An 11,020-nucleotide genomic window follows, 5' to 3' on the forward strand; every position below is an offset into this window, starting at 1 on the left:
CGTTGATGGCGTCTGCAAGTACCACCAACTCAACATCAACAGGCACTTACCTACTACCAACAGGGCAATCACGCCAGGCACGCCGGTCCGGCGCACGGCGACCAGGTTGAGCGTCGTATCGCGGTCATGGTCGACTCGGCGGCAAGCAGATGTGCATCTTCATGTGGCGCGGGCGGGGATCGGACATACCGGGCGGTGCCCATCTGTCGGACATGCTGGACAATCCCGGCTCCAGCTCCGGGTCGAGCGCGATCAGCCAACAGAGTCCCCGCAGGGCTCATGGCACCAACGGAGGCCACGCGGTTTCGGACAGGACTTCTGGCCAGTTGCTCAGCCGCCCCATCGCGGCTCAAGCGTTGTTCGACCGGCTCGCGGGACCGTCGTGCGATGGGCCGTGATCGCAAACCACAGGACAAGTCCGCCGCCGACAGCCACGACGTGATCGAGGTGCGCGGGGCGCGGGAGAACAACCTGCGAAACGTCTCGCTGGACATCCCGAAGCGCCGCCTCACCGTGTTCACCGGTGTGTCCGGCTCCGGGAAGTCGTCACTCGTGTTCGGCACCATCGCCGCCGAGTCGCAGCGGCTCATCAACGAGACCTACACCGCGTTCCTGCAGGCCATGATGCCGAACCTGGGCCGGCCGGACGTCGACGAGCTGCGCAACCTCAGCGCAGCCATCATCGTCGACCAGGAACGGATGGGCGCGAACTCGCGGTCCACCGTCGGCACCGCGACCGACGCGCACACCATGCTGCGCATCGTGTTCAGCCGCCTCGGCAAGCCGCACATCGGCACGTCCGTCGCGTTCAGCTTCAACTCCACCGAGGGCATGTGCCCGGAGTGCGAGGGCATCGGCAGCGCCCGCGGCCTGGACATGAACGAGATGTACGACGTGGAGAAGTCGCTCAACGAGGGCGCCATCACGATCCCGAACTTCCACCCGCGCTCGCAGTACTGGCAGACCTACAACATGTCCGAGTTCTTCGACATGGACAAGAAGCTCAAGAACTTCACCAAGAAGGAGTGGGAGCTCTTCCTGCACGCCCCGGCGGAGATGCTCAAGCGGGACAAGTTCAACTTCAAGTACGAGGGCCTGCTGGTCAAGTTCAACCGGATCTACGCGGGCAAGGAACGCGACACCGTGCAACCGCACGTGCGGGCGTGGATGGACCGCGCGATGACGTTCACGACGTGCAACTCCTGCAACGGCACCAGGCTCAACCAGGCCGCGCTCGGCTGCAAGATCAAGGGCAAGAACATCGCCGAGTTGTCCGCGATGCAGATCAGCGACCTGGCCGAGTTCCTGCGCAAGGTGACCAACGCCGAGGTCGCGCCGCTGCTGTCGAACCTGCTGGGCACGCTCGACTCGCTCGTCGAGATCGGCCTGGGCTACCTCAGCCTGGACCGCGAGTCCGGCACGCTGTCGGGCGGTGAGGCGCAGCGGGTGAAGATGGTGCGACACCTGGGTTCCGCGCTCTCCGACGTCACCTACGTGTTCGACGAGCCGACCACCGGGTTGCACCCGCACGACATCGAGCGGATGAACAACCTGCTGCTCATGTTGCGGGACAAGGGCAACACCGTGCTCGTCGTCGAGCACAAGCCGGAGGCCATCGCGATCGCCGACCACGTCGTCGACCTCGGCCCCGGCGCCGGTGTCAACGGCGGCGAGCTCTGCTACACCGGTGACCTCGCCGGGCTGCGCAAGTCCGGCACGCTCACCGGCGACCACCTCGACCACAAGGTCGGCCTGCGCGACCAGGTGCGCACGCCCAAGGGCAAGATCAGCGTCAAGGGCGCCAAGCTGCACAACCTCAAGAACGTCAGCGTGGACGTGCCGCTCGGTGTGCTGACCGTGGTCACCGGCGTCGCGGGATCCGGCAAGTCGTCGCTGATCCACGGCTCACTCGGGTCACGCACCGACGTCGTGAAGGTCGACCAGTCCCCCATCCGCGGGTCCAAGCGCTCGAACCCCGCCACCTACACCGGGATGCTCGACTCGATCCGCAAGGCGTTCGCCAAGGCCAACAACGTCAAGGACTCGCTGTTCAGCGCGAACTCCGACGGCGCCTGCCCGAACTGCAAGGGCATCGGCCTGATCTACACCGACCTCGCCATGATGGCGGGCGTCGCGACGGTCTGCGAGGAATGCGACGGCAAGCGCTACACGCCGAAGGTGCTGGGGTACAAGCTGCAGGGCAAGAACATCGCCGAGGTGCTGGCCATGCCGATCGCCGAGGCCGCCGAGTTCTTCAAGGACGGCCCTACCAAGGCGATCCTGGCCAGGCTCGTCGATGTCGGCCTCGGCTATCTCGGGCTCGGGCAGCCGCTCAACACGTTGTCCGGCGGTGAGCGGCAGCGGCTCAAGCTCGCGATCAACATGACCGACAAGGGCTCGGTCTACGTGCTCGACGAACCGACCACGGGCCTGCACCTCGCGGACGTCGACCAGTTGCTCGGGCTGCTGGACCGCCTGGTGGACAACGGGAACACCGTCGTCGTCATCGAGCACCACCAGGCCGTGATGGCGCACGCGGACTGGATCATCGACATGGGTCCGGGTGCCGGGCACGACGGCGGCAAGGTGGTGTTCACCGGCACGCCGCACGACCTGATCGCGTCGGGCGACACGCTGACGGCCCAGCACCTGCGGACCTACGTCAAGGATTGATCTCTCCGGGACTGATCACTTGTATCGCGGGTGGGTGGTGTGCCATTCGAAGCCACCACCCATCCAGGCTTTCGTTCCCTTCAGGAACCGGTGCAGCTCCACCGAGGGCACGGCCAGCAACGCCTTGTGTCCCGCCTCGAAGTCGCGCACCAGCTGGTTGTGCAGCTCGACGGTCCGCGCGGTCGCCTCGGCGATCGAGCACCCGCGGTCCGCCGCGATCTGCAGCACCATGTTGCACACCGGGCTCTCGTCGGCGGCGTCCTTCTCCACCGACACCAGGTCGTTCACCATCACCGACGCCGTGCCCGCAGCGGTCAACAGCTGCCGCACGCGCGGGTCGTAGTACAACGGCGCCGGCAACTCGTACCCGCCAACAGCGTCGATGAGCGTCATCGACGTGTAGAAGGTGTCGTGCTGCCGTGTCGCGAGGTACTGCCACGCGGGCGGGTAGTTGCCCGTGTGCCGCCAGGCCGCATACGCGCTCCACGACACGAACATGGCGAACGTCGAGTAGCAGACCCGTTGCACCACAGTCGCCGTGCTGCGGGACGACAGGTGCGCGATGCCCGACCGCAGACCCACGAGCACCGGATCGGCGGCGAGCGTTTCCTCCAGTTCCTCGGTGAACTCGGCGGCGGGTGCGACCGGGTCCATCGCGGCCATCGCCAGCGCCAGTCGCGGCGGCAGCTCGGCCGGCACGGCGCCCATCTCGGTGCTGTCGGCGTACAGGTCGTCGGCCGCCCACCACGCCGCGTTCAGCTTCGCCGCGATCAGCAGCTGCTCGACGTCGTCGGTGTCGACGTGGGTCAGCACCGCGAGGCGGCCGAACATACCGCCCAGGAACCGTTCCGGCTCCTCGAAGCCGCAGTCCCCCGCCCAGGCGATCAGGCGCTCGTCGACGGCGGCGGCCAGCAGGGCGTCCTCGCGTTCGACCACGGGCACGTACAGCGGTGGCGCCGTGCCGTCACCCCAGGGCCGCTCCGCGTAGCCCGGTTCCGGTGGCATCTCAACGGCCTCGGGCCGCCCGAGCCGGGCAGCGGAGGTGCCCAGCCCGGACGGCCCGGTGAGACCAGGTTTGGTGAACACAGACCTCATCAGATGCGATCCGCGACGATCAGCAGGTAGTGGAAGCTGCCCTCCTTGTAGGCGGTGAGGAACGGGTCCTCGACACCGGTCGCGACCGACGACCTGGCGCGCAGCTCCCAGTACGGGATGGTCTCCGGCGTCAGGTCGACGACGCTGATCGGCACGAACCCGTTGTCCGCCAACGCCTTGAAGTACTCGCTGCGCGGGTGGATGTTGCAGATGTAGTGCTGGTCGATCTGGCTGACCGCGCGCGACCGGCCGCCCGTCAGGTCGTTGTAGCAACCGGTGATGCAGACGTACCGGCCGCCGGGTGCGATGAGCCGCGCGAACTCGCCGTAGAGCTGCTGGAGGTCCACGTACATCGTGGTCTCGTTGGTCCAGATGCCGTTGAACGAGCCCGTCTCGAAGCCGGTGTCGAGCATGTTCTTGAAGTGGAACCGGACCTGGTCGGCGACATCGCGTTCGACGGCCTGGTTGTTGGCGAACGCGACCTGCTGCTCGGAGATGCTGACACCGTCGATCCGGGCGCCGAAGCGGGCGTTGGCCATGAAGCTCGTGCCGCCGCGACCGGAGCCGCCGTCCATCAGGTGGGCGCCGCGGGGAAGGTCGCCGAACGCGTCGAGCAGCACCTCGGCCTGCGCGGTCTCGAGCCGGTGCATCTCGGCGATGATCGCCTCGTCGCGGATCTCGGCGGGAGCCTCCAGCACGGCCGGGTCGTACGCGCCGAGCCCGTAGTGGTGGTGGTAGAGGCCGTCGACCTCGCCGAGCTTGATGTTGACCGGGTCCTTCTCCTTGTTCCAGTAGTCAGCCACGGAACGCTGGTAGTCGGTGCGCAGGACCGGCTTCACAGTGGGGCTCGCCATGACCAGTGGTGCTCCTGTTCGTTGGAACGCTCGCTGCCGAACAGCAATCGACCTTTGCAGCCTTCGGCCCACGCGGCGATCCGCCGTTCAGGGTTGGTTCGGCCACGAATGGGTGGGTGGGCTCTCTCCTCACAGTGGTCATTCCAGCCCATCCGGAATGGACCACCGTCATTGAAAAGCATTTCAGTATTACCTATTTCAGGAATGTGAATGTTTGACACATTCGCAACTGTCGACTACAAAGAAATGGCCCCGCCCTGCCGAAGAGGGTTTTACTGATGCGAACCTCCATACCCTTGTTATCTCTGCTCCTGGTCGGCTCTCTCGCGGTTCCTGTGTCCACCGCGACGGCCGCACCAGCCCTGACGGGCCTGGATGTCTCGTCAGGCAACCGGCGTTCCCCTGTTTCCGGCCTGTACGACTGGTCGAAAGCGGGGTATCGGGGCAATGGCGTGCTGCCCGGGAACAATGATGTGAACCCGAACGAGAGTTGTCAGATCACGGCAACGGAACTCGCCTCCCAGTTCAACGTCCGCCCGAATGACACGACCGACGACACCGCGGGGCTGCAGGCCGCCATCGACTCGATCCGGACGCAGTGTTCGCCCGGTGCGAGCTATTCGAAGCTCAGCCTCATCACCCTGCCGGCCGGTGAGCTGAAGGTGTCGAAGGAGATCCACGTCGACGCCGACTACCTGATCATCAGGGGCGCCGGCGCGACCGCCACCAAGGTCGTCTACACGCCCGACGCGAACACCCGCTACGACGCGCTCACGCCGGACGGTTCCGACTGGGACGAGGACGGCATGACCTTCGGGCAGGGCAAGGGCGGCTGGCTGTGGCCGGGCCGCGGCCTGTTCCGGGTCCAGTCGCGCGGCGTGCACACCGCCTACGCCAGTGACCACGCCTCCGCCCCGGAGAACCGCAAGGACATCTTCGAGGGCACGGTCAACGTGCACTGGAAGGCCGGCGCGAAGGTCAGCGCCGCCGCCAAGGCCGGTGACCGCACCATCAAGGTCGCGTCCGTCACGAACATCAAGGCGGGCACGTTCGTCAACGTCCGGGCCGCCAACTCGGTCAAGTTCTACGAGCAGCAGTTCGCGACGGGCACGCCGTACCCGTTGCTGAACATGCACATGCGGCAGCAGATCTTCACCGTCGCCTCGGTCTCGGGCACGACGGTGACGCTCGACAAGCCGCTGGAGTTCGACGTCCCGGTCAACTCCACCTCGGACGGTTCACCGGCGATCGACGGGGCGACCTACGACTCCAAGGTGTCGCCGCTGGTGGACCCGGTCCTCGGCGTCGGGTTCGAGGACTTCGGCTTCACGCAGGCGATGCCGAACCTCGACCCCGCCGAGGCCGTCGACAACTACGGCAACATGGCTCCCGCGGACGAGATGCACGGCATCGTCTTCAAGTGGGCGGCGAACTCGTGGGTCAGGGGCATTCGCGCGGAGATGACCGGGTCGCACCCGATCGTCACCGAGGAGGCCAAGAACCTGCAGATCGTCGACAACCACCTCGACGGTTCGTGGAACAAGGGCAAGGGCGGCAACGGTTACTTCCGCAGTTCGCGGGTGTGGGACTCGCTGTACGCCGGCAACACCTCCCGCAACCTGCGGCACTTCACCTTCCAGTGGTCCGCGTCGGGCAACGTCGTGGTGGGCAACGACTTCGATTCCGACCTGAACCTGCACGGCGGCTGGGAGCGCAACAACCTGTTCGAGCTCAACACCGTTCGAGTCTCCTACGCGCACCGTTCGGGCAACTGCCGGGCGAACTGCGGCGAGGAGGGCGGCGGCGGTCCTGACGACTCGAACTGGTTCCCGATCTGGTGGGGCGCCGGCAAGAAGGCGGTGAAGTGGTCGGGGGCTTCCGGGCCGCGCAACGTCTTCTTCAACAACGACATGACCAAGCAGCTGTCCACCGGTGGCGCCTACCAGCCGTTCTACGACGACCGGCAGCGCGTCTACCAGTTCGGCTGGAACGGCACCGCCTACCAGCACCTCGACGCCGGCGGCACCCCGATCGCGGACTGGGCGAAGAACGAGCAGCGCGACTACACCGGCGGTCACGGCGTGGACGTGTCCAAATCGGACTCGGCGAAGTCGTTGTTCCTCAAGAACGTGCCAGGCTCAGAGCCTCCGCCCGCCGATGGCACCGTGACGACCGCGGAGCAGTTGAAAACCGCGCTGGCGAACGCGAAACCCGGTGAGACCATCACCCTCGCGCCCGGCACCTACCGCGGTTCGTTCGTGACGCAGAAGGCAGGCACGGCGAGCAGCCCGATCACGCTCACCGGCCCGTCCACCGCGGTGCTGATCAACGACGGCCCGTCCGGCGACGCACCGGCCTGCCCGGTGCCGACAGCGGGCTGGGACTCGGGCTACGGCCTGTGGCTGTTCAACGCGCCGTACTGGAACCTCAAGGGTTTCAGCATCACGGAGTCCAAGAAGGGCATTGTGCTGGACAACTCCCACCACGTCACGATCGACGGCGTGAAGGTGAGCAAGACCGACGAGGAAGGCGTGCACTTCCGGCGCTCCTCGGCCGACGGCGTGCTCAAGAACTCCACGATCACGGACGCGGGCCTGGTGCAGAAGGGCTACGGCGAGGGCGTCTACCTCGGGTCGGCGAACTCGAACTGGGCCTGCCACGGCAACTCCGGTGGCGTCGACCGCTCCGACCGCGTCCAGGTGCTGGACAACAAGATCGGCCCCGGCATCGCCGCGGAACCGATCGACGTCAAGGAGGGCACGCACAACGGCGTGATCTCCGGCAACACCTTCGACGGACGCGGCATCTCCGGTGAGAACTCCGCCGACTCGTGGATCGACGTCAAGGGCATCGGCTACCGCATCGAGAACAACACCGGCACCTTCGCCACGCCGGGCACGTTCCTGAACGGCTACGAGACGCACAACCCGAGCACCACGCCGTCGTTCCTCAACGGCTGCGGCAACGTGTGGCGGGGCAACAAGTCCGATCTCGGCGGCGTCGGCGAGTACGCCATCAAGATCACGTCGACCTCGAAGTGCTCAGCCAACCCGAACGTCGTGCACTCCTCCAACACGGTCACCCGTGCCACGAAGGGCCTCACGAACGTCCCGGTCACCCCGTGACAACGGGGGTTGCAGGGTCCCGATCGGTGTACGGCGGCGTCGCCGATCGGGATCCTGGCCGCAGTGCCCGCACCTCGTCCCGCAGCGCGCGAACCTCCTGCAGCAGCAGGTCGTCGTGCGTCGCGGCCCGGGGTGCGGGCACGTGCTGCACGTCCGACTCCATCGCGCTGCACACGACGGCGATGAACAGGTTGAGCATCGTGAACGTGCCGACCATCAGGTAGCAGAGGAAGAAGATCCAGGCGAGCGGCTGGTGCACCATCAGGTCGCGCATGACGTCCGACCAGCCGTCGCCGGTGGTGATCTGGAACAGGGTCAGCAACGTCGAGCCGAGGTCGCCGAACCGCGGGTCGCCGGAGTCGCCGAACAGGTTGCTCGCGATCACGCCGCCGACGTAGAGCAGCAGCATCAGCAGGCCGGTCAGCGAGATCAGGCCGGGGACCGACTTCACCAGCGCGGTCACCACCCGGCGCATGCTCGGCACCATCGCCACGAGCCGCAGCGCCCGCAGGATCCGCATCGACCTCAGCACCGACAGCGGGCCGGCGGCGGGCAACAGTGCCACCGCGACGATCACGAAGTCGAAGACGTTCCACGGGTCGCGGAAGAACCGCCAGCCGAACGCGTACAGCCGCGCGGCGAGCTCACCGACGAAGACGGCGAGCGCCAGGTGGTCGATCGCGCCGAGCAGGTCGCCGTGCTTCGCGACGAGGGACGGTGAGGTCTCGGCTCCCAGCGTGATCGCGTTGACGACGATCACGCAGATGATCATCCACTGGAACCGCGTGCTCTCGACGACCTCACCGATACGGGCGCGCAACGTCATGCCTACTACTCCTTGCCGGGGGGAGACAAGGGCTCTATCGGCCGACCGGACCCCGAGCTGATCACCCGGTCGTGTTGATCAGCTCCAGGCGGCTGGCGGTGCGGGCGAGGTCGAGCGCGCTGCCACCGACGATCTCCTTCAACGGGTGATCACTCACCAGCGTCAGCCGGACGTCCTTGTCCACCAGCACGTCGACGACGTTCGCGAACCGTTGCTGTGCCTCGCGATCGCACGTCTCCAGTCGCGGTACGGCCGTGATCACCCAGTCGTCGTAGGTCTCGGCGAGCAGCAGGTAGTCCTGGGTCGAGGTCGGCTTCTCGCACAGGTCGCCGAAGTCGAACCAGACCTGTCTGCCCGTGGTGTCCGGAAGCGGGGCCTCGGTGCGGAGCTCGCCGGTCTCGAAGCGCGACCTCGGCAGGCCGTGCAGGTACCGGTAGTCGGTGCCGCCCTTGAGCTCCACGACGTCCATGAGCTCCTTCACCAGCGCGATGCCCGGCAGGAAGTGGTCGTGGTACAGCGGGTTCGGCAGCAAGCCGTCCGGCGGGTAGTTGGACGTCGCGATGACCATCACCTTCTGCTGCACGAGCGCTTCCAGCAGCCTGGTCATCAGCATCGCGTCGCCGATGTCGTGCAGGTGGAACTCGTCGAACGCGAGCACCTGGGCCCGGCCGATCAGCTCGTCGACGGCCTTCGTGACCGCGCCGCGTTCGTGCAGGCGCTCGGAGATCCTGGCGTGCAGTTCCTGGAAGAAGGAGTGGAAGTGCACGCGCCGTTTGCGCTTCACAGGCAACGCGTCGAAGAACGCGTCGGCGAGGAAGCTCTTGCCGCGCCCCACCGGCCCGTGCAGGTAGACACCCCGGCGCCGCTCCCCCAGTTCCTCCAGCCGTGCGATGGCTTGCAGCTGTGCGTCATCGAGCTCGTAACCGCTGCTCGACACCTGTGCGCGAAGATCCACTGTTACCCCCGTGCCAGCTTACGATCGACCCCGTGAGCAATGTCGAGGCCGAGCCCGCAGAAGTGACGTGCACCTCCACCCCCGGCGGCGTCGAGGTCCTGGAACCGCGCGAGGTGCCGCTGGGCGGTCCGCGCGCCATGTCGGTGCGGCGCACGTTGCCCCAGAAGCAACGCTCACTGATCGGCGCGTGGTGCTTCTGCGACCACTACGGCCCCGACGACGTCAGCATGGACGTCGCCCCGCACCCGCACACCGGCCTGCAGACCGTCAGCTGGCTCTTCACCGGCGAGATCGAGCACCGCGACAGCCACGGTGTGCACGCGTTCGTCCGCCCCGGCGAGCTCAACCTGATGACCGGCGGCCGCGGCATCTGCCACTCCGAGGTGTCCACCACGACGTCCTCGGTGCTCCACGGCGTGCAGCTCTGGCTCGCCCTGCCCGACGCCCACCGAGACGCCCCGCGCGACTTCCAGCACTACGCCCCGCCGGCCGTCGTGGTCGACGGCTCGTCGGTCCGCGTCTTCCTCGGTTCCCTGGCCGGTTCGACGTCTCCTGTGACCACGTTCACACCGCTGCTCGGCGCCGAGATCGTGTTGCCCCCAGGGGCGATGTTGACGTTGGACGTGCTGCCTGCCTTCGAACACGGCGTCCTCCTCGACACCGGTGACGTGACCATCGGCGAGACCGCTCTGGCCCCCGGCGCGCTCGGCTACGCCGGCACCGGCCGCACCACGCTGACGCTCTCAACCCGTGACGGCGCACGGGTTGTGCTGCTCGGCGGCGAGCCGTTCGGCGAGGAGATCGTCATGTGGTGGAACTTCGTCGGACGCACCCACGACGAGATCACCGCCTATCGAGACGAGTGGCAGGCAGAGACCGACAGGTTCGGCCGGGTCGAGGGGTACGCCGGCTCGCGCCTGCCCGCGCCACCGCTGCCCGGTGGCCGTCTGCGTCCGCGCGGCAACCCCGCGTGACAGTTGTCAAATCTCATACTTCAGGCCCATTGAAAATCACGTTCTGATCGCTTTTCCTGAGCGAGGCATCCACGGAGGTTGCCACGCGTCTAAGGGGGCATGAAGAACGTGACACGAGTGGGCGCCGAGTCCGTCTTTGCCTTCATCGCCCCGTCCGGGCGCCCCATGCCCGTCGAGGTCGAGCTCGGCTACCGCGCAGACGACCCGCACGCCGTGACCATGACGTTCCGGATGGGACGCCAGGAGACGGTGTGGCTGGTCAGCCGCGACCTGCTCGCCGACGGTCTCCTCACCACCAGCGGCGCCGGCGACGTGCGCCTGCGTCCCCACAACTCCACGACGGCGGTGCTGGAGCTGCAGTCCGACATCTCGCGCGCGGTGTTCCACGTGCGTTCGTCGGAGCTGCAGGAGTTCCTGAACTCCACCTACGACGTAGTCGCCCCCGGTGCCGAGAACGACTACGTCGACTTCGATGCCGAACTGCGCAAGCTGCTCGGCTGATATGTAGTGGTCTCTTG

9 protein-coding genes are annotated in these 11,020 nt (G+C 66.8%); 5 read left to right on the forward strand and 4 right to left on the reverse strand.

Translation table 11 applies throughout. From position 1 onward, the window contains the following. Positions 1 to 387: 387 nt before the first annotated feature. Entirely contained in the window at positions 388 to 2,673 is a 2,286-nt protein-coding gene (locus B0F77_RS38595) for an ATP-binding cassette domain-containing protein (RefSeq protein WP_086668009.1), read from the forward strand. A 15-nt stretch (positions 2,674 to 2,688) separates the two neighbouring features. On the opposite strand, the gene B0F77_RS38600 is transcribed toward B0F77_RS38595, so the two are convergent. Then, a complete protein-coding gene (locus tag B0F77_RS38600) occupies positions 2,689 to 3,768 on the reverse strand; it encodes a family 2 encapsulin nanocompartment cargo protein terpene cyclase (protein ID WP_086668010.1) in 1,080 nt (359 codons plus the stop codon). Next, positions 3,768 to 4,622, reverse strand: a complete 855-nt coding sequence (locus B0F77_RS38605; protein WP_086668011.1) for a geranyl diphosphate 2-C-methyltransferase — start codon at positions 4,620 to 4,622, stop codon at positions 3,768 to 3,770. The genes B0F77_RS38600 and B0F77_RS38605 overlap by 1 nt, the downstream gene beginning before the upstream one ends. 8 nt (positions 4,623 to 4,630) lie before the next feature. Here B0F77_RS38605 and B0F77_RS47405 point away from each other — a divergent pair, with 8 nt between their 5' ends. Then, positions 4,631 to 4,840: a hypothetical protein gene (locus B0F77_RS47405; RefSeq protein ID WP_143467139.1), complete on the forward strand. Its 210-nt coding sequence runs from the start codon at positions 4,631 to 4,633 to the stop codon at positions 4,838 to 4,840. A 255-nt stretch (positions 4,841 to 5,095) separates the two neighbouring features. After that, positions 5,096 to 7,747 (forward strand): right-handed parallel beta-helix repeat-containing protein, encoded by a 2,652-nt coding sequence (locus B0F77_RS50205; protein WP_245849208.1) that lies wholly within the window; start codon positions 5,096 to 5,098, stop codon positions 7,745 to 7,747. On the opposite strand, the gene B0F77_RS38615 is transcribed toward B0F77_RS50205, so the two are convergent. Both B0F77_RS38615 and zapE read right to left on the reverse strand, forming a co-directional pair. Beyond that, positions 7,737 to 8,573, reverse strand: coding sequence for an ion transporter (locus tag B0F77_RS38615; protein ID WP_086668012.1), 837 nt, complete (start codon positions 8,571 to 8,573; stop codon positions 7,737 to 7,739). The two genes, B0F77_RS50205 and B0F77_RS38615, sit on opposite strands and share 11 nt — an antisense overlap. A gap of 61 nt (positions 8,574 to 8,634) precedes the next feature. Then, a complete protein-coding gene (zapE, locus tag B0F77_RS38620) occupies positions 8,635 to 9,528 on the reverse strand; it encodes a cell division protein ZapE (protein ID WP_086668013.1) in 894 nt (297 codons plus the stop codon). A gap of 32 nt (positions 9,529 to 9,560) precedes the next feature. Between zapE and B0F77_RS38625 the strand changes: the two genes are divergently transcribed. Both B0F77_RS38625 and B0F77_RS38630 read left to right on the forward strand, forming a co-directional pair. Then, on the forward strand, positions 9,561 to 10,502 hold the full coding sequence (locus B0F77_RS38625) for a pirin family protein (RefSeq protein ID WP_086668014.1): 942 nt from the start codon (positions 9,561 to 9,563) through the stop codon (positions 10,500 to 10,502). A 99-nt stretch (positions 10,503 to 10,601) separates the two neighbouring features. Next, positions 10,602 to 11,003 (forward strand): SsgA family sporulation/cell division regulator, encoded by a 402-nt coding sequence (locus B0F77_RS38630; protein ID WP_086668015.1) that lies wholly within the window; start codon positions 10,602 to 10,604, stop codon positions 11,001 to 11,003. Positions 11,004 to 11,020 lie beyond the last annotated feature (17 nt).

This window comes from Lentzea kentuckyensis, assembly GCF_002150765.1.
GTDB classification, from domain to species: Bacteria; Actinomycetota; Actinomycetes; order Mycobacteriales; family Pseudonocardiaceae; genus Lentzea; species Lentzea kentuckyensis.